22 protein-coding genes and 1 pseudogene are annotated in these 22,344 nt (G+C 63.1%); 8 read left to right on the top strand and 15 right to left on the bottom strand.

What is annotated here, in order from left to right; all coding sequences use genetic code 11:
• The first annotated feature begins 21 nt into the window (after nt 1-21).
• Nucleotides 22-1,233, top strand: coding sequence for a hypothetical protein (locus QWU44_RS07245; RefSeq protein ID WP_370915020.1), 1,212 nt, complete (start codon nt 22-24; stop codon nt 1,231-1,233).
• 377 nt (nt 1,234-1,610) lie between these two features.
• Here the strand turns inward: QWU44_RS07245 and QWU44_RS07240 are convergent.
• The 6 genes and pseudogenes from QWU44_RS07240 to QWU44_RS07215 all read right to left on the bottom strand — a co-directional run.
• Nucleotides 1,611-2,012: pseudogene (locus QWU44_RS07240) on the bottom strand (carboxyl transferase domain-containing protein); the annotation flags it as partial.
• A gap of 123 nt (nt 2,013-2,135) precedes the next feature.
• Nucleotides 2,136-2,507, bottom strand: coding sequence for a biotin/lipoyl-containing protein (locus QWU44_RS07235; RefSeq protein ID WP_370915019.1), 372 nt, complete (start codon nt 2,505-2,507; stop codon nt 2,136-2,138).
• Between the two features lie 86 nt (nt 2,508-2,593).
• Nucleotides 2,594-2,812 carry a hypothetical protein gene (locus QWU44_RS07230; protein ID WP_248168363.1) on the bottom strand — a complete coding sequence of 73 codons (219 nt, stop codon included), beginning with the start codon at nt 2,810-2,812 and terminating at the stop codon, nt 2,594-2,596.
• A gap of 151 nt (nt 2,813-2,963) precedes the next feature.
• Complete coding sequence (locus tag QWU44_RS07225) at nt 2,964-4,517, bottom strand: acyl-CoA carboxylase subunit beta (RefSeq protein WP_370915018.1); 1,554 nt, start codon at nt 4,515-4,517, stop codon at nt 2,964-2,966.
• A 41-nt stretch (nt 4,518-4,558) separates the two neighbouring features.
• Complete coding sequence (locus QWU44_RS07220; RefSeq protein ID WP_370915017.1) at nt 4,559-6,055, bottom strand: methylmalonyl-CoA carboxytransferase subunit 5S; 1,497 nt, start codon at nt 6,053-6,055, stop codon at nt 4,559-4,561.
• 176 nt (nt 6,056-6,231) lie between these two features.
• Nucleotides 6,232-6,753 carry a hypothetical protein gene (locus QWU44_RS07215; protein WP_370915016.1) on the bottom strand — a complete coding sequence of 174 codons (522 nt, stop codon included), beginning with the start codon at nt 6,751-6,753 and terminating at the stop codon, nt 6,232-6,234.
• 111 nt (nt 6,754-6,864) lie between these two features.
• On the opposite strand from QWU44_RS07215, the gene QWU44_RS07210 reads away from it, so the two are divergent.
• Complete coding sequence (locus tag QWU44_RS07210; RefSeq protein ID WP_370915015.1) at nt 6,865-7,059, top strand: hypothetical protein; 195 nt, start codon at nt 6,865-6,867, stop codon at nt 7,057-7,059.
• Between the two features lie 46 nt (nt 7,060-7,105).
• On the opposite strand, the gene QWU44_RS07205 is transcribed toward QWU44_RS07210, so the two are convergent.
• Nucleotides 7,106-8,635 (bottom strand): SulP family inorganic anion transporter, encoded by a 1,530-nt coding sequence (locus QWU44_RS07205; RefSeq protein ID WP_370915357.1) that lies wholly within the window; start codon nt 8,633-8,635, stop codon nt 7,106-7,108.
• A gap of 210 nt (nt 8,636-8,845) precedes the next feature.
• Between QWU44_RS07205 and QWU44_RS07200 the strand changes: the two genes are divergently transcribed.
• Together QWU44_RS07200 and QWU44_RS07195 are read left to right on the top strand one after the other, a co-directional pair.
• Nucleotides 8,846-9,922 carry a YbjN domain-containing protein gene (locus QWU44_RS07200; protein WP_370915014.1) on the top strand — a complete coding sequence of 359 codons (1,077 nt, stop codon included), beginning with the start codon at nt 8,846-8,848 and terminating at the stop codon, nt 9,920-9,922.
• 88 nt (nt 9,923-10,010) lie between these two features.
• Entirely contained in the window at nt 10,011-11,027 is a 1,017-nt protein-coding gene (locus tag QWU44_RS07195; RefSeq protein ID WP_370915013.1) for a 3-isopropylmalate dehydrogenase, read from the top strand.
• A 147-nt stretch (nt 11,028-11,174) separates the two neighbouring features.
• On the opposite strand, the gene QWU44_RS07190 is transcribed toward QWU44_RS07195, so the two are convergent.
• Both QWU44_RS07190 and QWU44_RS07185 read right to left on the bottom strand, forming a co-directional pair.
• Nucleotides 11,175-11,606, bottom strand: coding sequence for an ASCH domain-containing protein (locus QWU44_RS07190; RefSeq protein WP_370915012.1), 432 nt, complete (start codon nt 11,604-11,606; stop codon nt 11,175-11,177).
• Between the two features lie 43 nt (nt 11,607-11,649).
• The gene (locus tag QWU44_RS07185; protein ID WP_370915011.1) at nt 11,650-12,759 is read right to left on the bottom strand and encodes an alpha/beta fold hydrolase; all 1,110 of its coding nucleotides are present in this window, start codon (nt 12,757-12,759) and stop codon (nt 11,650-11,652) included.
• A gap of 254 nt (nt 12,760-13,013) precedes the next feature.
• Here QWU44_RS07185 and QWU44_RS07180 point away from each other — a divergent pair, with 254 nt between their 5' ends.
• The gene (locus QWU44_RS07180; protein ID WP_370915010.1) at nt 13,014-14,870 is read left to right on the top strand and encodes a DUF294 nucleotidyltransferase-like domain-containing protein; all 1,857 of its coding nucleotides are present in this window, start codon (nt 13,014-13,016) and stop codon (nt 14,868-14,870) included.
• Entirely contained in the window at nt 14,870-15,535 is a 666-nt protein-coding gene (locus QWU44_RS07175) for an exonuclease domain-containing protein (RefSeq protein WP_370915009.1), read from the top strand. The genes QWU44_RS07180 and QWU44_RS07175 overlap by 1 nt, the downstream gene beginning before the upstream one ends.
• An 84-nt stretch (nt 15,536-15,619) precedes the next feature.
• On the opposite strand, the gene QWU44_RS07170 is transcribed toward QWU44_RS07175, so the two are convergent.
• The 6 genes from QWU44_RS07170 to QWU44_RS07145 all read right to left on the bottom strand — a co-directional run bounded on the left by QWU44_RS07170 (nt 15,620) and on the right by QWU44_RS07145 (nt 20,863).
• Nucleotides 15,620-16,237, bottom strand: a complete 618-nt coding sequence (locus tag QWU44_RS07170) for a response regulator (RefSeq protein ID WP_370915008.1) — start codon at nt 16,235-16,237, stop codon at nt 15,620-15,622.
• Nucleotides 16,234-17,316, bottom strand: a complete 1,083-nt coding sequence (locus QWU44_RS07165; RefSeq protein ID WP_370915007.1) for a sensor histidine kinase — start codon at nt 17,314-17,316, stop codon at nt 16,234-16,236. The genes QWU44_RS07170 and QWU44_RS07165 overlap by 4 nt, the downstream gene beginning before the upstream one ends.
• Nucleotides 17,313-18,074, bottom strand: a complete 762-nt coding sequence (locus tag QWU44_RS07160; RefSeq protein ID WP_370915006.1) for a hypothetical protein — start codon at nt 18,072-18,074, stop codon at nt 17,313-17,315. Before QWU44_RS07160 ends, QWU44_RS07165 begins: the two co-directional genes overlap by 4 nt.
• Nucleotides 18,075-18,087: 13 nt before the next feature.
• Complete coding sequence (locus tag QWU44_RS07155) at nt 18,088-19,059, bottom strand: ABC transporter ATP-binding protein (protein ID WP_370915005.1); 972 nt, start codon at nt 19,057-19,059, stop codon at nt 18,088-18,090.
• 74 nt (nt 19,060-19,133) lie between these two features.
• The gene (locus QWU44_RS07150; RefSeq protein ID WP_267173364.1) at nt 19,134-19,748 is read right to left on the bottom strand and encodes a response regulator transcription factor; all 615 of its coding nucleotides are present in this window, start codon (nt 19,746-19,748) and stop codon (nt 19,134-19,136) included.
• Nucleotides 19,745-20,863, bottom strand: coding sequence for a sensor histidine kinase (locus QWU44_RS07145; protein ID WP_370915004.1), 1,119 nt, complete (start codon nt 20,861-20,863; stop codon nt 19,745-19,747). Before QWU44_RS07145 ends, QWU44_RS07150 begins: the two co-directional genes overlap by 4 nt.
• Before the next feature lie 206 nt (nt 20,864-21,069).
• On the opposite strand from QWU44_RS07145, the gene QWU44_RS07140 reads away from it, so the two are divergent.
• Nucleotides 21,070-21,867: a fumarylacetoacetate hydrolase family protein gene (locus tag QWU44_RS07140; RefSeq protein ID WP_370915003.1), complete on the top strand. Its 798-nt coding sequence runs from the start codon at nt 21,070-21,072 to the stop codon at nt 21,865-21,867.
• Between the two features lie 62 nt (nt 21,868-21,929).
• Nucleotides 21,930-22,334 carry a hypothetical protein gene (locus QWU44_RS07135; protein WP_370915002.1) on the top strand — a complete coding sequence of 135 codons (405 nt, stop codon included), beginning with the start codon at nt 21,930-21,932 and terminating at the stop codon, nt 22,332-22,334.
• Nucleotides 22,335-22,344: the final 10 nt, after the last annotated feature.

Below are 22,344 nucleotides of genomic sequence, written 5' to 3'. Positions count from 1 at the left end.
AACGGAAAGGAAATGATACAAGTGTGCGATTATGTAGAGGATGACTTTTGTGATGGATATTCTGAGGATGAATCGTTGAATGATTCAAGATTTCCTGAAGGTTTTAGTGCGGAAAACAGTGCTGATCGTCCGATACGGAGCCTTCAAAGTCTCTTAGAACGGGTAAGGGGTAGTGAAAATGCATATATTGACACCATTGACCTTTTGTCTTTGTTTAAACGTGAGCGCCGTGGTCCTGTTGTTAACCAGAAGATTAATAAATGGTTGGGTGAAAATCGCCTAGAAATGATTCCTAGTATAGATAATGCTGACTATTATGGGACTGTTAGGGTTACGGCCATAAAGTCGCCGGATAGTTTAGCTTTGGATAGTGTTCCGGGCGGACATGTTCCTGAGGATAAAGTCGATGAGATTCTTGATGGTCAGAATACATGGGTTCTGTCGAAGCTCAAGCAAGACGGAGAAGAGCTTGACTATCTTGTGTATGGACAAACGATATCCGATGCCAGTGAACTTATGAAGCAAAAAGGAAGGACGAAACTTCCCCTGTTTTTCTGTGAAAAAAAGTCAACCTTGGTTGGTACAGTTTCAATTTTTGATTTAGTTTACGACTCGGTAGGGGAAGGCTCAAAACTGAATGAAAAAGCGCTTCATCAGGTTCCCGTAGTGGGTACAGATGAGAATCTATTTGATTGGATTCCTACAATAATCCGGGAAGGGTTTATTTATGGAAGGAATGAGAAAAAGGAGATTGTTCAGATATATACTGCGAAAGACGTTGCCAAGTACTTGGCGACTATTACGTCGAGCTTCATCAGACTAAATGAAGTTGAAGAATTGATGAGGAATTTACTTAAGGATGTTCCTGACGAAAAAATTAAAAAAGCTAGGGGGGCTAGACTTAATGAAATTGACCTCGACGGCCAAGGTAAGAACTTCTCCTTCGATGAAATTAGCGCTAATGATGAGTCGTTGGCTGAGATTGATAAGTTGACTTTTGCTGAGTATATTAAATGTGTGGCAGATAATGATATATGGGATAGTTATATCCATGATCTGGTAGGGGACTTGTCCGATGATCGCTCCGAGTTGAAAGAAAAAGTAATACGTAGCATTAATGATGCGAGGCTTGCTCGAAATTCAGTTATGCACTTCAAGTCCGAAGCTGATTCCGCAGCAATAATTCCGGCTTTGGAATGTTTGGCGGTTTGGCTTAGGAATATTTTCCGGTAAATCCAAGATTGTTGGATAAGTAATCTGAAAATGAAGGATATGATTTTTCGTGCCTGGACCTGCGGAAAAGTCGGGCTGCTGACGTATTTCAGATATTTAATTCGGTGATTTTCTCGAGGTGGCGAGTGCCGTTTATAGTTCTAGTTTTGAGATTGTGGATCACTGGGAGTTTATAAGAATAATCGCTTATTGGGTACTTGTTTGCTCCCTGATTTTCTCTTCTACTGTTTATCAACTTCAATAAAGTTTTGGAAGAGTGTCTGTTCGTAATAAATTATATCGTCCACTTAGTTTTCCGTGTTCCCCACATACCTATTCGCTATAGTTCTTTAATCCCACGACGGTTTTTCGTTTAGTTAGTTTGCTTCGAGGTCGTCGCCTTCGGCGCCCATGACGGCGATCTCGGCTGTCGGCCAGGCGAAGACCTTGTCGGCGCCGAGGTCTTTCGAGCACATTGCGACGTAGGCGCCGCCGTAGGCCTTGCGGAGGACGACGGTGATTTTCGGGACGCTGGCGGCGGAGTAGGCGTAGAGAACCTTCGCGCCGTGGCGGATGATGCCGCCGTGTTCCTGGGACACACCGGGCATGAAGCCGGGCACGTCGACGAGGGTGACGAGGGGGATGTTGAAGGCGTTGCAGAAGCGGATGAATTTGCAGGCTTTGTCGGAGGAGTCGATGTCGAGTACTCCGGACATGACGCTGGGTTGGTTGGCGATGAACCCGACTGTGCGGCCGACGATGCGTCCGAAACCGACGACCAACGAACGAGCGAAGCCTGAGACATTGGTCGCAGCATAGCAATTGCCTGAAAGTGAATGTGAGAGGGGTCGGACTGCGTTGCGCGCAGCCCGACCCCTCTCAGTTCAACGTCAACCGCTCAACACCTCACCCCAAGCCCCGAACTAACCAATCTCCACCAGCACCTGTCCACCTTGTACGGATTCGCCGACGCTGACAGTCAAGGTCGCGACGGTTCCGCCTGCAGGGGCGGTGATCTCGGTCTCCATCTTCATGGCCTCGAGGACGAGGAGAACCTGGCCCTGCTCGATGGTGTCGCCCTCGTTGATCAGGACCTTGGACACGCTGCCTGCCAGGGGAGCGACGACCGCATTCGAGGACACGCCTTGCACGGATGCGGTGGTCGGTGCCGCCGGGGTGTTGACGGCGCCGGAAGCTGATCCCGTGGAGAGCAGTGCTCCGCGTGGACGCTGCTCATCCTCGACCTCCACGTCCACGGAGTAGGCGACGCCGTTGACGGTTACCTTGAGTTTCATGTGCGGTGTGCTCCTTTTGGGCGATCAGGTGGGGTTGTGGCGGTGTGGGCGCGCGGTTCGGTCAACGGGAAAATGGGCTGGTGGGGTTAGATCTGGTTTCCGTGATGGACCTGGACGGCACGGCGTCCCTGTTGCGCCCATGTCTGGTGGCGGTGGAACCTGACGGCGCGAACCTTGCCGGAGTTGCCGAGGTAGGCCGATACCGCAGCGGAGATCGCCATGAGGATGTCCTCCGGTATCTCCACGTCCGAGCGGTGGCGCAGCTCCTCGAGTTCACGTTCGAGGGCGTCGATGCGTGCGCTCATGGCTCTGATGGTCTCGTCGGTGGCTGCCAGTCGGGAGGCGAGGTCGGCGAGCTGTTTTTCTCGTTCCGGTGGTTGTTCTGATGGATGTGTCGTGCGGTTCACTGTGTTCTCCTGGGGCCTGTCGGTGTCGGGTGCGTGGGGGTCGGTTCAGTTACACCGGTCCCAACCCGTGTTTCTTCGCTGGCCGGTGGACCCGCTTGGCGGCGAGTAGTTCGAGTGCGTAGGCGACTTCTCTGCGGGTGGCGGCGGGGTCGATGATCTCGTCGACGAGGCCTCGGCTGGCGGCCATGTAGGGGGTGGAGAAGGTGTCGCGGTATTCTTCGACGAGTTCCGCGCGGCGGGCTTCGGGGTCGTCGGCTTCGGCGATTTCGCGGCGGAAGACGACGTTGACTGCGCCTTCGGCGCCCATGACGGCGATCTCGGCTGTCGGCCAGGCGAAGACTTTGTCGGCGCCGAGGTCTTTCGAGCACATTGCGACGTAGGCGCCGCCGTAGGCTTTGCGGAGGACGACGGTGATTTTCGGGACGCTGGCGGCGGAGTAGGCGTAGAGAACCTTCGCGCCGTGGCGGATGATGCCGCCGTGTTCCTGGGAGACACCGGGCATGAAGCCGGGGACGTCGACGAGGGTGAGGAGGGGGATGTTGAAGGCGTTGCAGAAGCGGATGAATTTGCAGGCTTTGTCGGAGGAGTCGATGTCGAGTACTCCGGACATGACGCTGGGTTGGTTGGCGATGAACCCGACTGTGCGGCCGACGATGCGTCCGAAGCCGACGACGAGGGAGCGGGCGAACCCGGCCTGGACCTCGAGGAAGTCGCCGTGGTCGATGATGTGTCCGATGACGTCGCGGACGTCGTAGCCGCGGTGGCCGTCGACGGGGACGATGTCGCGGAGTTCGGGGTCGTCTTCGACGATGTCATCGGGGTCGATGATCGGTGGTTCCTCGGTGTTGTTCTGCGGCAGGAAGCTGAGCAGTTTCTGGACGAGGAGGATAGCCTGTTCGTCGTCCTCGGCGATGAAGTCGATATTTCCGGACTTGGTCATGTGCGCGTCGGCGCCGCCGAGTTCCTCGGCGGTGACTTCTTCGCCGGTGACCGTTTTGATGACTCCGGGGCCGGTGATGAACATGGTGGCGCGGCGGGTCTGGATCACGAAGTCCGTGAGTGCAGGGGAGTAGGCGGCACCTCCGGCGCAGGGGCCGGCGATGATGGAGATCTGCGGTACCACCCCGGACAGCAGGACGTTGTTGTAGAAGACCTTGCCGTAGCCGGAGAGTGAGTCGATGCCCTCCTGTACGCGGGCGCCGCCGGAGTCGTTGATCAGGACGAAGGGGGTGCCGGTGGTGGCGGAGGCCTGCATCATCGCGGCGACCTTGATGGACTGTTCTTCACCGGCGGACCCGCCCATGACTGTGAAGTCCTGGGAGGCGATGTGCACGGGTCTGCCGAAGACGGCGCCGGAACCGGTGACGACGCCGTCGGCGGGCAGTGCCGCCTTGTCCATGCCGAAGCGGGTGGAGCGGTGGGTGGTGAAGGCTCCGGTCTCCTGGAAGGTGTCGGGGTCGACGAGGAGGTCGATGCGTTCCCTGGCGGTGAGTTTGCCGCGTTCGTGTTGTGCGGCGATCTTCTTCTCACCGCCGCCGGCGAAGATTATCGCGCGGCGTTCGGCGAGTTCGGCGAGGTGGGCGTCCATGCTGTCGTGGGCCATGGGGTTGGGGGACCGTTCCTTCGTGGGGTGGCTGGAGGGATTTAGGCGGGTTCGACGCGGACGGTCTGGCTGCGGCCGCCGAGACTGACGCGGTAGGTGATGGGTTCGCGGATCGGTGCGCCGTGTGTGCCCGCCTCGCGTTTCTCTTCCGCGAGTTGTTCGGCTGTTTTCCCGACGGACTTCGGGCCCTCGTTGCGGGTGGTGAAGAAACCGGGTGCGACGCCCGGGAACAGGGCGTTGGTCAGCACGTCCTCATCGGAGCCGTCAGCTCCCTCGAGGGCCGTGGCCTGGGTGACGAGTTCATCCCACTCAGGGTCGAGCAGGTCCGCCGGGCGGCAGGTGATGGGTTCCTTCTTGGTCTGGTTCTTGGCCTGCTCAATGAGCTCCGGGTCGCGCTCACCGATGCACTCGCCGTAATAGCCGAGCATGAGGTCGGCGAACTCTGCGGTCAGCACCTTGTAGCGGCCCATGAGCACGTTGAACACGGCCTGCGTGCCGACGATCTGGGAGCTCGGGGTCACCAGCGGCGGGTAGCCTGCGGCCTTCCGTACGACGGGGACCTCCCGCATGACCTCGTCGATGCGGTCGCCCGCACCCTGGGCCTTGAGCTGGGACTCCATGTTGGACAGCATGCCGCCGGGGATTTGGGAGAGGAAGATGTTGGTGTCCACCAGCGTCTTCGACTCGAACTCGGCGTACTTGGGGCGGACCTTCCTGAAATGGTCGCGGATGGTGATGAGTCGCTCCATGTCCAGGTCTGTGGTGTATCCGGTGCTTTCAAGCATCTCCACCAGTGATTCTGTGGGGTTGTGGCCAGGGCCGAGGGACATTGAGGAGATGGCGGTGTCGACGACGTCGGCACCCGCCTCGATGGCCTTCATCAGGGTGACCAGGGTGACGCCGGTGGTGGAGTGGCAGTGGACGTTGATCTGCGTGTCCTCGCCGTAGGTGTCCTTGATGCCCCGGATGATGTCGTGGGCGGGCTGCGGCTTGAGCAGTGCGGCCATGTCCTTCAGCGCGATGGAGTCCGCGCCCATGTCGAGCAGGCGTCCGGCCTGTTCGACGTAGCCCTCCACGGTGTGCAGCGGGGAGACGGTGTAGCAGATCGTCCCCTGGGCGTGTCTGCCGACGTTCTTCACGGCGGCCATGGCGTGCTCGAGGTTCCGGGGGTCGTTGAGGGCGTCGAACACGCGGAAGATGTCCATGCCGTTCTCTGCGGACAGTTCCACGAACTTGTCCACCACCATGTTCTCGTAGTGGCGATAGCCGAGGAGGTTCTGGCCGCGCAGCAGCATCTGGAGTTTCGAGTTGGGCATCAGTTTCCGGAAGGTGCGCAGGCGCTCCCAAGGGTCTTCGTTGAGGAATCGGATGCAGGCGTCGAACGTCGCTCCGCCCCAGCATTCGACGGACCAGTAGCCCGCGTTATCGATCTCCTCGCAGATGCCGACCATATCTTCCAGTGCCATGCGGGTTGCCATGAGGGACTGGTGTGCATCGCGCAGTGCTACTTCTGTCACGCCGATGGTTCGGGGTTTCATGTCTCCCAAACTAACGTTGTTACTTGGCGTGTGCAGGCAGCGGGGGTGTGTTACCGAACGCCTTTAACTCATTCCCGTGTCGTGTGGGTGGTGACACCATGGTGACGCACCTGCGTGTCTGTGTGATTCCATCGGGTGTCAAGGTTTCCGGGTGTGCGGGGTGCGTCCCGGGGCGTTCAGGGGCGGGCGCTGTAAGGCATCTCCCGACCGTCACAGGTGAGTTGCCGGTAGGCGGCGGTGACGGTGAGGATCGTTACTGGGATTGTGACGAGGATTCCGACCCCGAGCGCGAGCGCACCGGACATCATGACCGGGATGCAGACGAGCAGCAGCGTGACGATCCTGGGATAGTGCGCCCGGCCCATGGCGAAGCCCCGTGCGAGGGACTCACCGACCGGCGCGCCGTCGGTGCAGAGGAACGGGGCGAACAGCACGAAGGGCAGCAGCAGAACGCTCACGGCCGCGGTGATCAGGGCGGTGAGCCGCAGGCGGAAGTAGCACGGCCCGTCGATGAGCGCCCACTCCGGCCCCAAAAGGCCCGCGACGTGGATCGCGGCCGCCTGAACCGTGAGAAACGCGGTGCCAATCAGCAGGAGCACGGGGAAGGCGTTTCCGTATTCCCTGTCGGTGTTGTCCCTGTCTCCTGCTGTGTCGCGGAGTGCAGCCCGGATGATGAAGGTGAACCCGAGCGCGAACAACGCAGTGGATATCGCACCGTTGATGACTGCGCCGGTGACTGTTTCGGCGTTAGCGCTGCCCCCCCTTCGGAGTCCTCATTCCGGAGGGTCGGCGGCGGGAACAGGATCGCGATGATCCCGTATCCGAGCCATCCCCATATGTTCGTGAGGAAGGTGTCCACGGCCGTGTTCAGGCAGCGGCGGATGGAGAATCCGCCGGTGGTGGTCCCGGAGGTGGCGAGGTCGTCGCTGGTGTGCATCCGGCTCCTCGAAGAAGTCAGCCCCGTGTACGCACGGGGAAACGGCGTCCGGTCACTGACCGGGTAACAAGGCAGGCCCGCCGGAGGGGCGCCGTGGAGCCACAGCCGCCGGGTCAGACGAGTTCGCCGGTGAGCCGGTCCAAGCGCCGCTTCGACGCGCCGTCGAGGCCGATGATCTGCACCTCCGTCCCCTTCGCCGCGTACTTGCGGGTGATGGCGTCGAGGGTGGCGACGGTCGAGGCGTCCCACACTTCCGCGTCGGTGAGGTCGATGACGACCTGTGCGGGGTCGTTGTCGTAGTCGAACTGGTAGACCAGATCGTTCGACGAGGCGAAGAACAGTTGGCCGACGACGCGATAGGTGCGGAGGTTGACCCGCCCGTCGTCGTCGGTGTCGACGTCGGCGATCTTTTCCACGGTGGTCAGGTGGGCGACGCGGCGAGCGAACATGACCATCGCCATGATCACGCCGGTGACTACGCCGATGGCGAGGTTGTGGGTGGCCAGGGTTGCCGCGACGGTGACGAGCATGACCGCGGTCTCGGACCAGGGCATGAGGGTGAGGGTTCGGGGTGCGATGGAGTGCCAGTCAAAGGTGCCGACGGAGACCATGATCATGATGGCCACCAGTGCGGCCATGGGGATCTGTCCGACGATGTCGCCGAGGGTGACCACCAGGATGAGCAGGAAGATGCCGGCGAGCAGGGTGGACAGGCGGGTACGGGCGCGGGATTCCTTGACGTTGATCATCGTCTGGCCGATCATCGCGCAGCCACCCATGCCGCCGACGAAGCCGGAGGCGATGTTCGCCGCGCCCTGACCCCAGGCCTCGCGGGTTTTGTCCGAGCGGGTCTCGGTGAGATCGTCGACGAGCTTCGCCGTCATCAGCGACTCCATCAGGCCGACGAGCGCCATCGCGAGCGAGAAGGGAGCGATGATCTTCAGAGTCTCCAGCGTCAGCGGGACATCCGGGATGAGGAAGTGCGGCAGGCTCGAAGGCAGCTCACCCTGGTCGGCAACATCGGGGAGTTTGAACCCGCCGAGCATTGCCACTGCGGTGAGCACGATGATCGCGATGAGTGGTGCCGGAACTGCCGTCGTCACACGGGGCAGGAACACCATGATCGCGATGGCGACCGCCATCAGCGGGTACACCACCCACGGGACATTGTAGAGGTGCGGTATCTGCGCCATGAAGATCAGGATCGCCAGGGCGTTGACGAAGCCGACCATCACCGAACGCGGAATGAAGCGCATCAGCTTCGCCACGCCCGTCGCGGCGAGCAAGATCTGGAGGATACCAGCGAGGATTACCGCCGCGATGAGATAATCCAGTCCGTGTGAGGCGACGAGCGGAGCGATGACCAGGGCTACCGCACCCGTCGCCGCACTGATCATTGCCGGACGCCCACCGGCGAACGCGATGGTCACCGCCATGATGAAGGATGAGAACAGCCCGACCCTGGGATCGACACCCGCGAGGATGGAGAAGCTGATCGCCTCCGGGATGAGCGCGAGGGCGACGACGAGGCCCGCGAGGACCTCGATGCGCAATCGGCGTGGGGAAGAGAAGGCGGCCCGGAAGGAAGCCGGGATACTGATGTCTCCGTGGGTGTCGTTCACGGCGGAGCGCTCAAGCGGCATGGGGGCCTTTCGATGGATCATAGGGTATCAGCGTGACGCTTCCCGATGCCCGGGATGCGCGGTTCGCGGGTCAGTCCACGGCTTTCCTGCGGTCGTCCGGGGAAGACGCGGCTGATGTAAGGAAAAGCCCGACCGGGCGCATAGCGCTATCCGATCGGGCACACAGAGATTTTATTTTAGCGGTATTGCGGTACAAAAGGAAACAGTAATGTGACTCATTCCGGAATCCCGCTGTCCGGTGGCGTAGGTTGGATAGAGAAGAAGACGGCGTTGAGCGCCCCTGATTCAATCCAGGTTCAACCCGGATTGACCCTGATCGAACCGAGAAAGCAACCAGTTCCGCTCATGAACACACCCACCTTGCCTGACACCGCCATGGTGCAGTCCGCTGCCCGCAGCATCGGCCTTGAACCCAGGGCCGCTGCCCCCGGTGCCGATGTCACCATCGACCATGGTCCCGTCACTCTCACCGTCAGCATCAGCGGAGACAGTGACGAGCCCTGCGTTATCGCCCTTCTTCAGTACAACGGAAACGTCACGGCAGCCGACTATGTCACGGCCCTCGTCGCCGCGAATGCTGTCAACTCCACGCCCCGCGCGCCTCACACCTACCTCTCGGCACCGGGTGGGGAACCCCTGCGGATGGTTCTCGCGCCGGGTGAGAACACCTCTGCTGCGGATGCGGCACCACTTGATGTCACTGCCCGGTTGGTGTTCCCGATCGGGGAGGGCGTGACCGGAGGACAGATCGCCGGACTCATCCGCACCGCCTTGTGTATCGGCGAGGAACTGGCCGAGACGATGGCGAAGGCCGTTCCTGATTCGGCTCCCAGTACCGGGAAAACCCCGGGGCGGTCCAGCATCCGTTCCACCACCCAGGATCTGCCACCCCTGACCCGGGAACGCATCACCGGATGGTTCGCTGCCCGGGGTGTGGAGGAGGTGCCCTTCGACGAGGAAACCTCGACGGTGTGCCTTGCCATGGATGGAACCCCTGTTGACATCATTCTCGCTGACCCCGAACATGTGGTGATCCGCGTAGCCGCCCGCGTGCCCGCCACCGGTGAACCAGATCCCGGGCAGTTGCTGCACGTCTGTAACCATGCGAACGCATTGTCCACCACGGCTGCTGTGTGTGCTGTGCAGCAGTCGGGTGAGTGGTGGCTGGTGTCCCGGGTCGGTGTCCCGGTGGCTGCCGGTGTCAGTGACGCGCAGGTCGACGCTGTGATCCGAGCAGGTGTCATCGGTGCCGGGTCACAGTTGAAGGCTGTGCTCCGGCAGGTCTGATCCGGCTCCGTTCGGGGGCTGTGTGTCCAGGGGAGAAGTGTTAGACTCACCCACAAGAGTTCACTATGTGGGAATGGAGTCTCATCAAATGAAACTGGCGGTTATCGGCGGCGACGGAATCGGTCCAGAGGTCACGGCGGAGGCACTCAAAGTCCTCCGTGCGGTACGTGACGACATCGAGACCACCGACTTCGATCTCGGTGCACGCCGCTACCTCTCCACCGGCGAGACCCTCACCGACGATGACCTCTCCAGCCTGCGGGAACACGACGCGATCCTGCTCGGTGCCGTCGGCGCACCCGGGGAGGTCCCGCCCGGGGTTCTCGAGCGCGGCCTGTTGCTCAGGATGCGCTTCGCTCTCGACCACCACGTGAACCTGCGGCCCGCGAAGCTCTACCCGGGATCCGCCAGCCCGCTCGCGGACCCGGGCGAGATCGACTTCGTCGTCGTCCGCGAGGGCACCGAAGGCCTCTATGCTGGCAACGGCGGCCTCCTCCGCGAGGGAACCGAGCACGAGGTCGCCAGCGAGGTCAGCCAGAACACCCGCTTCGGCGCGGAGCGCGTCGTCCGCGACGCCTTCGAGCGTGCCCGTGCGCGCCGTGGGCGCCTCACCCTCGTGCACAAGACCAACGTCCTCGTCCACGCCGGTGGACTGTGGCAGCGCACCGTCGACGCCGTCGCCGCCGAGTACCCGGACGTCACCGTCGACTACAACCACATCGACGCCGCCACCATCTACATGGTCACGGACCCCTCCCGCTACGACGTCATCGTCACCGACAACCTCTTCGGCGACATCCTCACCGACCTTGCAGGGGCGGTCACAGGCGGGATCGGGCTGGCCGCCTCCGGCAACATTGACGCCTCGGGCGTCAATCCCTCCATGTTCGAACCGGTCCACGGTTCCGCGCCGGACATCGCCGGAAAGGGCATCGCCGACCCGTCGGCCGCGATCCTCTCCGCTGCACTCCTCCTGCGCCACCTGGGCGACGAGGACAACGCCGCACGCATCGAGAAGGCCGTCGCGGAGGACGTCGCCTCCCGAGGCACCGGTGGGGTCGTCACCAGCGAGGTGGGGGACCGGATCGTCGCGGCTCTGGGGTAGTTCTAGCGGGGAACCCGTGGCGGGTGTGGGGCGGAGTCCCGCCGGGTCCTGATTTCGCCATGCCCCTGTTGCGCCGGTCCGTTTCCGTGGATTCCCGGCGTCACGGGGCTACGGACGTTTCACCGGGGCATGCGTTATCGACAATCCCTACCGTCGCACCACGCGGAAGCGGGTGCACACCACGGGTGTGTCCTCGCTGACGGTGAAGTGGGGATCGCCGATCGCTTCGCGGTATTCGGTGCTGTGCCAGAACCCGCGGTGCGCGGACGCCCATTCCCCGGAGGTCGCGAACCCCTCGCCCTCGGCGCGGGCGAACTCATCGTCAACGTCGCCGAATCGGCGAATCACTACGTCCGTTGTTTCGATGACGCACACCGGCCGGTTGTCGCTGTCGACCACGACCTCGCGCGTGCCCAGCAGCATCCGAGGCTCAGTGCCTTCGGCCTCGTGTTCGCGGAGCAGAGTGGAGGTGGCGGTTTTCTCCCCGCTGAGAATCGCCGCGACCAGCGCATCGCGCAACGGTCCCGGGAACGCGAACTCACTGATGGGGAGTGCGGGGTCGGGCGGTGTGTCCATCATGCGGGGAAATGGTACACCCGAGCCCGGTGAGATGTCCGGTGTTCTATTCCACGATCAGCTTATAGTCTTCGGCCATCCGTCTCCGCCAGCAGGCGATGTCGTGGCCACCGACGAACCTTCTGGCAATGTGGTTCACACCGAGTTCGCGCAGGCGGTCCTCCGCGTGTTCGAAACCGTGGGCCATCAGCCACTCGAGCGTGCCGCCGTCGATGATGACCCGGATCCGCTCCGGGAGTTTGCCCAGCAGCTCCCAGTCCTCGAACCGGGAGAACGGTGTGGATAGTGCGATGACTCCAGCGACCTGCTCGGGTCTGGTTGCGGCGGCGTAGAGAGCACCCAGCCCGCCATAGGAGGAGCCTGCGACGACGCCCCGCTGTGCGCCGGTCTCTCGGGCCACGGTGTCGAGTACCGCCGCTGTGAAGTCGTCGTTCCGGAGGAGATCACGGTTGCGTCCCTCGACTCCGCCACCGTGGATGATGAATGCGATGTGTGAGGGAACCACATCCAATGTGGAGAGGGCCGCCATGGCGCCTGCATTATGAAAGAGAGGGCCGTCGAAGATGATGAGTGGCGTTCCGCTTCCTCCGGTTTCAACGAGTCGCATGCAGCGCGGTTCGCGGGCTTCGATGTTCACCGTTCGGGCGACCCAGTCCGGGTTTTCCTCGGCTGCGTGATCCGTTGGCGCGTCGGGTGCGGACACCACGGTTGCGGGGCCGACAGAGTGGTAGATTTCCTCCCCCTCGGGAAGTAGTGCGCCTCGGACAAGGTCTTTCCACCAAGCCCGCTGCGCGGCACCGAGTGGTGCCTTTGGATTGGCACCTTCCATAGGGAGATAACGGACGCTGCCGCGCCATCCGGAGGGAACCTTCAGGATGCAGGCCCTGACCTTCGGAACTCGGGGGTGGGGGCGCATAAGTCCGGCGTCGAGACGCGACCGGTCGGTGATTCCCGAGACATCTGCGAAAAGGCTGCGTCCGGGCGCACCCTGGGTCGTTGCCAGGACGAGGGCCCAGCCGTCCTCGTGGCGGATGAACCGGGGACTGTTGGTGCAGGCTACGTCGCAGAGGACCTCGTCGCTGACGGTGTCCAAAGGAAGCGAGTTGTTCCTGATGGGGCGTGGTCGGGTACCCGGTTCAACGGGAGGGGTGGACAAAGCAAATCACCTCAAGGAATGACGTGTAAAGGCATGCAGAGGGCGTCCCACATGAAAAGGGGGACGCTAGTGTCTGCTGCAGGTAAGTGGTTGATTGTAGCCAGCGTACAAAAGTTCGAGGCGCGATACTAGGGCTCACACGGGAACTCGTCATGAGTGAAGTGATCGTCCGGAGCTCATCTTTGCCGTAAAATAATATTGCATATCACGATGGAAGGGTCACTGTGTTGTCTATCACCAGATAGACTGGCTTCATGTCTGTTGAACTTGACGAGGTCCGCGACTTCCTCGCCACCACCGATCCGTTCGCGCAATTACCGGAGGACGTACTGGACGAACTGCCCGCGCAGATGGAGATGCGCTATGTTCGTCGTGGGGCGACGATCGTCGGGACGGGGGACACGAACGACGCGCTCCACCTCATCCGGTCAGGTGCCGTGGATATCACGGATTCCGACGGCATTCTTCTGGATCGTCGCGGAGCAGGCCGTACCTTCGGCTATTCGACGCTCGTGGGGGACAATGCGGCCTCACGGTACGACATGATCGCCGTTGAGGACACACTCCTTCTCATTCTTCCGCGTGCGGCGTTCGCGGTGCTGGCCGAAGAACATCCCCAAGTGCAGCGGTACTACTCCGGTCAGTCTGCCCGGATCGCTGCCGCCGCCGCAACATTGCGGCAGGACTCCGCCTCCGATGTCCTCAGGACCCTCGTCGAGGACTTCATGGTTACCGAACCAGTATCGGTCGAGGACGGCGTGACCATGAGACAGGCCGCACAAAAGATGGAGGATAAGCGAGTATCTTCCCTGTTGATCACGCGCTCCGGGAATCTTGCGGGGATCGTCACCGACCGCGACATGCGGGGTGGGATCGCCCGGGGAACCGACCTGGATGGGCCGATCAGCTCGATCATGACGGCAGGGCCGAAGACCGCGACCCCTGACATGCCCGCTTTCGAGGCGATGCTGCTCATGGCTGAACGCCGGGTTCATCACCTGCCGGTCGTCGAGTCAGGCCGCCTCGTGGGGCTGGTAAGTTCCTCGGACATCATGCGGCTCCTACGCCATGACCCGATCTACCTCACAGCGGATCTCTCCAGACGCAACACTCCGGATGAGCTGAAGGAGGTCTACGACAACGCCCACGACGTCGCGGTCCGGTTCATCGAACGCGGCGCGAGTTCAGAGGAGGTCACCGGGCTGCTCACTGTCGCGGCGGACGGTCTCGCACGGCGTCTGCTGCAACTGGGGGAAGAAAAGTTCGGCGACCCGCCCGTGCCCTACACCTTCGTCGTCGTCGGTTCACAGGGACGCCGAGGCATGGGCCTGGCCAGCGATCAGGACAATGCGATGGTCCTGGATGATTCCTATGATGAAGCGGAACACGGCCAGTATTTCGCTAATCTCGCGACGTACGTCTGTGAAGGATTGGCCGCCGCTGGCCAGGTGCTCTGTCCAGGCAACATGATGGCGATGAACCCGGACTGGCGGATGACGGTCTCGACGTGGATCTCCACGTTCCACAACTGGATCACCGCACCCGAACCAGACGCCCTGCTCCATGCCCAGACGTTCTTTGATTTCCGGGCGATCCACGGTGATGAGAGCCTCGCCGAACAGGTGCATGAGTTCGCGGTCCAGCAGGCCAAGGGGGCGCAGCGGATGCACGCACACCTCGGTGCACTGGCGGCACGCCGCGAACCACCGCTCGGACTTTTCCGGGGGCTGGTGGTGGATCGCTCGGGTGACTACGCGAACACCCTCGATGTGAAGAAAGGCGGTACCGCCGCGATCGTCCAGATGGCCCGCCTGTTCGCCCTCTCCAGCGGTATCGACGCCGTCGGCACCCGCCAACGCCTGAAACTCAGCGCTGGGCAGGGAGCGGTATCGACTGGCGGCGCAGCCGAACTCATCGACGCCTTCGACTTCCTCAACACCATCGCCCTCAAACAGCAGACGGAACAGGTTCGACGTGGTGAGGAACCGAACTACCACATCAACCCGAAGGCGCTGGGCAAACTCGACTCCGAGCATCTGCGCGACGCCTTCCAGATCATTAAGAACATGCAGAACGCACTGGCTACGAAGTATCCGATCAGGAGCATCTGATGTTCGGTCTGGACAAACGTTCCCGCACGATTCGGGCGGCGACCGGACCACTCGCTGAGTTCTACCGCGCGAGTTTCCCGGTTCCCTCCGACAAACTGGACACACTGCCGTTGCTCGCCGTCGACGTGGAGACCACCGGCCTCACCCCGGGGCAGGACCGCTTGTTGTCGATCGGCTGGGTACCCGTCAACGGCAGAGCCATCGACTTGTCCGGTGCCGGGCATGTCGTGCTCCGCAGCGGCGAGGGGGATGATTCGGTGGGGGAGTCCGCGACCGTCCACGGTCTGACGGACGACACCGTCGCCGCCGGTGAGGACCCGGCTGTGGCGGTGGCGCGGCTGCTGGACGCACTCGCGGGGCGGGCCATGCTCGTCCACTACGCGCACATGGAGCAGGGATTCCTCGGGTACGCGTGCAGGCAGATGTTCGGTGCCGATCTGATGGTCCCGGTCGTCGACACCTTCGCCGTCGAACGCCGCCACATGGAACGCATGGGCACCTATCCGAGGGGTGAGGATCTGCGCCTGACCCGGGTACGTGGGCGCTACGGCCTGCCGTTCTACCGCAGTCACAACGCACTCACCGACGCACTGGCGTGCGCGGAGCTGTATCTGGCGCTCGCGGCGAACGCGCGGGGCGACACGATGAAGACGATGCAGCCGTGACCCTTGTGTCACGGAGTGAACGTGTGCAGTATCTTCCGCTACTGGGAACCCGCAACACATCGCTGATCTGCTGATTGACCTCCCCTAGATCCACCCCAGGTCCCGCGCGGTGACGGCGGCCTCCATCCGGTTGGCGGTGTGGGTCTTGGCTATCGCGCGACTCAGGTGATTACGTACCGTCCCCTGGGTCAGGTGCACGCTTGCGGCGATGTCGGCCACTGTCGCCCCGGTGAGCGCCAGACGGAGCAATTCGGCCTCGCGCTCGGTCAACGGGCTGTGCCCGGCGGCGAGTGAGTCCCGGGCGAGAGCGGGGTCGATCACGGTGAGTCCGGCGTGGATGCGGCGGATCGCTTCGGCGAGTTCCTCCGCTGGGGAGTCCTTCACCATGAAGCCGCTGGCCCCGGAGTCCATCGCGCGTCGCAGATATCCGGCGCGACCGAAGGTGGTGAGTATCAGCACGCGCGGTGCATCATCCAGCGCGCGGATCTCCCGGGTCGCGGTGATCCCGTCCGTCCCGGGCATCTCTATGTCGAGCAGGCACACGTCGGGCCGGTGGTCGGCGGCGAGATTGACGGCGGTGGCGCCGTCGCCGCAGTCGGCGATGACGTCGATGTCGCGTTCGAGGTTGAGCAGGGCCACGAGCGCTCCCCGGACGAGGGCCTGGTCCTCCGCGATGAGGACGCGGATGCTGTTGTCTGTCACGGCCATGTCGCCTCCACTGTCGTCCCCGAGTTCTCCCCGCTATCCACGGTGAATGTCCCACCGGATGATTCGACGCGGCTCTGCATCGAGCCCAGCCCGTTACCTCTCTGCTCCGGGTCAGCCCGGAACCCGGTGCCGTCGTCGGCGACCACGAGCCTGCATGGGCCGACGGTGATTCGGCAGGTGCGCGCCCGGGAGTGGCGGACGACGTTCGTGGTGGCCTCCCGGACGACCCAGGCCATCGGTTTCTCCACGTCCTCGTCGACCGCCGGATTCTCGGGGAGCTCGGCGCGGATGCCCGCGGCCCCGAGGATGTCCGCTGCACAGGACAGCTCGAAATCCAGCGACGACTCCCGCAGTCCCGCCACGACGCTGCGGAGCTCGTTCAGCGCCCGCCGGGTCAGCTCACGGGATTCCGCGATCTCACCGCGCGCATCCTCCGGTGCCGTGTCGACGAGACGCTCGGCGAGCTGGAGTTTGACGGTGACGGCGGTCAGCGTCTGCCCGACGGTGTCGTGCATGTCCCGGGCGAGGCGCTCCCGCTCCGTGAGGATCGCGAGCTTGTTCTGCGTCTCGGCCTCCCGCAGTCCGAGGTACCGGTAGTGCTGCGTCAGTATCATCGCCCAGCCGAGGATGATGATCCCGATGGACATCGGCACCGGGTTTTCCATCCCGGCCAGGAAGAACACCACGACGGACCCGCCGATCAAAGGTGCGCTGACCAGGATCGGCAGCGCTATCCCGGCCCACGCGACCGGGTAGTAGAGCATGCCGAGCGCGGTGGGGCCGATGAGGAGCCAGTTGAGCACCGTGAGCCCGAGCAAACCGGCCAGGCCCATGAGGGATCTGTGCCGGGTCATCGGGGACGCCCGCTTCGTCAGGAGAAACCCGTACAGGGCGACGTAGAGACCACCGAACACGGGGATGATGGTCACGGATACCACCCGCACCCACACCGGGTGATCCCCGGTGAGGGCCTCGGCGATGGCCGGGGCGAGGAATACCAGCCAGAGGGCGGTGGTCAGCGCCGCGGGGACGGAGATCAGGTCCCGCCGGCCAGCACTGGTGGTGGAGTTCACCTGCGCAGCCCTCTGCGGTGACCGAGCCACGCGAGCGCGACGAAGATGAGCGTCCATGCCCCCATGTTAAGGATGAGTTGCCACAGCGGGAACAATTGGTTGTCCGCCCCGCCACCGGTGTCGGGACTCAGGTACCAGATGACCGAGCGGGTGAGCATGCCCGGTCCGAACATCGGGGTGAAGCGCGCGAGGTCCAGGAGCATGCCCTCGAGCGGCAGGAAGAGGTTGCCCATGAACGCGATGAGCATCATGATCAATCCCATGTAGCGGGTGACCGTGGACCCGGAGAACCAGAGTCCCATCATGAGACCGAAGAGACCGAAGACCACGGTGCCGAAGAGACAGCAGGTGCCGACAGCGAACCACATGCTGACCGGGGCCTCGGCACCACGCAGTGGGGAGATCGCCGCGATCGCGAGGATCGGCACGACGGACACCACCAACGTGATGAGTAGCTTCACCGCAATGTAGCGGTTCATCCCCAGGCGGGTGAGGGCGATGGTCCGCAGCCAGTTCGTGTCCCGTTCCGCCGTGATCGTCGCGCCCTCGTTCGCGGCGACGGTCGCCGTGCCGTAGAGCGCGATGGACATGGCGACGATAAAGTGCAGGTTCGCGACCGGCCCGGCAGGGGTATTCCACTGTCCGGTGTCGAAGGTGACACCCAGGTACACAGCCACTGGGAGGAATACCGCGGCGAGCATGATGGAGATGTCGGTGAGTGTGTAGCGGAGGAGACGGTTGAGGAATGTGGTCGTCATGGTCTACTGCCTTTCAGTGTGCGCTGTGCGTGTCGACGCCCGTAGCCGTCGCTCGGGCCGTGGAGTCAGCGGTGAGCTCGAGGAAGACCTGCTCGAGGGACGGCTGGTGGATGATCAGGTCCCGGACGCCCGGGATCCGGAGGAGCCGACGGGCGAGTTCATCGGAGTGGTTTGGTGCGACGGTGATGCGGTCACCGTCCACCCGGGCGTCGAGACCGGTGCATGCGAGGGACACAGCCTCTGGTGGTGCTCCAGTGATCGTGACCGTCCGCGCCCTGGCCCCCAGGAGGTCGTGCACCGACCCGTCGGAGATGATCCTCCCGTGTGCCATCACCACGACGCGTTCCGCGTGTTCTTCGGCCTCGGCGAGGTAGTGCGTCGCGAAGATGATCGTCCGCCCGGCGTCCGCATCCCGGGATATCGCGGCCCAGAACTCGCGCCGGGCACCAGTGTCCATGCCCGTGGTCGGTTCATCGAGGATGATCAGGTCGGGGTCCGCGATCAGGGAAACCGCGAACTTGATGCGCTGCTGTTCCCCGCCGGAGCAGCTCTTCACCCGGCGCTTCATCAGCCCGGTGATCCCCGCCCGTTCGGCGACTTCGTCGATGCGTCCTGTGTCCACCCCTTGTGCGGCAGCGATGAGTAGAAGGGTCTTCTGCACCGTCAGGTAAGGATTGAGCCCGCCTGACTGGGGGACGCAGGCGATCCGCCCGCTGCCGGTGACCGCTGACGGCTGCCCGCCGAACACCCGGATGGAGCCGTTCCCGGGTGTGGAGAATCCGCAGATCATGTCGATGAGGCTCGTTTTTCCCGCGCCGTTGGGGCCGAGCAGGGCGACGATCTCGCCGGCGTTGATCTCCAGGGTGACGTCGTCGACGGCCCGGACCGCCCGATCACCCGAACCGAAGGTCCTCGTCACTCCGGTGATCGAGATTGCTGGTGTGGTGTGGTCTGTGCTTCTCATGTCATCCATCTCACTGGTCATTGTGATGGTGTACATCCCCGGAATGTCACCACCTGGCGGTGACAGATGTCATGGCTCGTTGATCGGGTGCGGAACTAGATCCAGCCGTGTTCGCGGGCGGTGACGGCGGCTTCTGTCCGGGTGACGGCGTGGGTTTTCGCCATCGCGTGACTGATGTGGTTGCGCACGGTACCGGGGGAAAGCCCCAGATGTCCGGCGATTCCCGCGATGGTGTCTCCGGTCAGGCTCAGTCGGAGGACGTCGCACTCGCGTGCGGTCAGGGGATTGGTTCCGGAGGAAAGTGACTCCCGGGCGAGCACGGGGTCGATCGCCCGGAGCCCCCGGTGGACCCGGCGGACCGCCTCCGCGAGTTCGCCCGCGGGTGCCGTCTTCACGGTGAACCCGGAGGCACCGGCGTCGAGAGCCCGCTTCAGGTACCCGATCCGCCCGAAGGTGGTGACGATGAGTACCTTCGGCGGGTTCGGGAGCGCACGGATCGCCTGCGTCGCGGTGAGTCCGTCCATGCCGGGCATCTCGATGTCGAGCAGGCACACGTGGGGTTCCAGACGTCGCGCGGCGTCAACGGTTTCGGCGCCGTCCGCGCATTCGGCGACGACCTCGATGTCGGCCTGCAGGGACAGCAGCGCGGCGACCGCGCCCCGGACGAGTGCCTGATCGTCGGCGATGATGATCCGTATCCGCCCGGTCATGACCACCGTGCCTCGACGCGGGTTCCGGTTGGTTCGGTTGCGGTGATCCGCAGTGTCCCACCGGAATGCCGGACACGTTTCGTCATCGACGCTGTCCCGGTGCCGGGGGCATCCGTCGCACCGGGCCCCCGCCCGTCGTCCGTGACGATGATCCGGTCCGACTCAACCCGGATCCGGCATTCATCCGCACCGGAATGCCGGACCACGTTGGTCACGGCCTCCCGCACGACCCACCCCATCACGGGGCTCAACGACTCCGGGACCAGCTCCACACCGCGCCGGGGGATCACCGGGGTGATTCCGGCGGCGGTGAGGATGTCTTCCGCGTGATCGAGTTCCCGAGCGAGACCGGAATCGTGGAGATCACCGATGAGCGCCCGCAGCTCCGTCAGTGCGCGGCGGACGAGTTCCTCCGATTCATCCATCTCCCTGCGGGCGCGAGCGCCGAGGTCATCCGCGCTCGCTCCATTCGAGGACGCGGAATCGAAGAGCTGCCCGGCGACCTGCAGTTTCACTACCGCGGCGGTCAGTGTCTGCCCCACCGTGTCGTGGATGTCGAGCGCCAATCTGGAGCGTTCGGAGGTCACCGCTCCCGCGATCTCCAGGCTTCCCCGGCGCTGCCTTCCCGTAAACACCCGGATGGCCCCGATGATGAGGATGAGCGGCGCACCGGGGTAGAGAAAGATAATCCCCATCCCGACGCCCATCAACTTTAGGGCCGAGAATTGGGCGACGATCTCGAGAACGACGAAGAGGACACAGCCAGGCAACCAGACGCGCCACGGACAGGAACAGACGAGCCAGAGCGCGGCGAGGAAGAATCCCGCCGCCGACGAATCCGGGTTCAGCGGCAGCATCAGCCCGGCGATGGCCGTCAGTCCTCCCGCGCCCCACACCCGCCGGCGGAGTGCGAGATGGCGTCCGCCGCGGTGGAACAGCCAGAGGAACAACCCGCCGTACGCCACCAGGAGCGCGATGACGCAGGGATAGAGGATCCAGGGGCTTAGCGTGTACGGGAGATACTCCGGACCGTAGACGACGCCCGGTATGAGCGTCAGCAGTGCCGGCGCGGCGGTGATCGCGTTCGATCGGAAACGTTCATCTGTTGTCGTCACGGGGTGGCCTCCGGTGGGTGGGGGACAGTCTGGGGGTGCACGGATCCGTAGCGTTCATGCACCCACTAAACGGTACGTCGCACCGTACGGACACTGTCATATGTCACGGGTGCGGTGATCCGTTGTCGCGGGCCCGGGGAACCGTGGACAGCACAGGTGCGGCCCCGATGTCTCCCCCCGTTGTCCGTGGCGCTAGAATCGTCCGCATGCGTTTTGGACGAATTGCCACCCCTGATGGTCTGTGCTTCGCGGTCGTGGAGGGCGACGGCGATGCAACGGTGTGCCGTGAGGTCGAGGGCACCCCATTCACCGAGCCCTCCTTTACCGGCCGCCAGTGGCCCCTGAAGGAGGTTCGTCTGCTGGCACCCTCGCTCCCGTCGAAGGTCGTGGCCATCGGCCGCAACTACGCCGACCACGTCGCCGAGGTGTTCAAGAAGTCCGCGGAATCACTGCCGCCGACCCTGTTCATCAAGCCGAACACCGCGGTGATCGGGCCGGGCGCGGCCATCCGGATCCCCGAGTTCGCCACCAACGTGGAATTCGAGGGCGAACTCGCCCTCGTCGTCGGCAAGCCCTGCAAGAACATCAAGGCTGCCGACTGGAAGTCCGTGATCCGCGGATTCACCATCGTCAACGACGTGTCCTCCCGTGACCTCCAGTTCGCTGACGGACAGTGGGCCCGTGCCAAGGGCATCGACACCTTCTGCCCGCTCGGCCCCTGGATGGAGACGGACCTCGACTCCATCGACACCACCAACCTGCCGATCAAGGCGCACCTCACCCGTGACGGTTCGACGGAGACGAAGCAGGACTCCAACTCCAACCAGATGATCATGAACATCGGTGAGATCATCGAGTTCATCACCGCGTCCATCACGCTGCTGCCCGGCGACGTGATCTGCACCGGCTCGCCGGCCGGTACAGCGCCGATGGAGCCGGGTGACTTCATCGAGATCGAAATTCCGGGCATCGGTCGACTCGGCAACCCCGTCGAACGCGCCTGATCGCCATCCGCTCAGCCCCGTCCACTGGGCGGGGGCCGTCCTGACGGATTAATCTTGAAATCATGACCGATACCCGACGTCGATTCTTCCCGGGGCTCCAGATGTCGAGCTGGCAGGTGCTCGTGATCAGCCTCGCCCCGATCTTCTGGTACGCGGGAGCCTTCGGGCCTTTCTTCAGTCCCGATAGCACGCCGTCGTTCTCCGGGATACATCTTGCGTTGCTGGTGCTGGCGGTCGTCGCGGCGGTGTTCTCCGGGATCTGCGTGGAGATGCACTTTCCGCACCGTGGTCTGCGGATACCTGTCCTGGTCACCCTCGTGATGCTGGTGTTCACTGCGGTGACCTGGTCTGGGTTCATCGACGATTCCCTGAGCCGTTTCATCGTCAACGTCATCGACGCCGTGGTAGCCACCGCCGTGTACATTCCTGTTGTTCGCCTACGGCGGGCACTGCCCGCGACGAGCTGAGAGGATCACG

The sequence above is a fragment of the Corynebacterium sp. CCM 9203 genome, assembly GCF_041357675.1.
Lineage (GTDB): Bacteria > Actinomycetota > Actinomycetes > Mycobacteriales > Mycobacteriaceae > Corynebacterium.
This window is presented reverse-complemented; position numbering and strand designations above follow the sequence as displayed.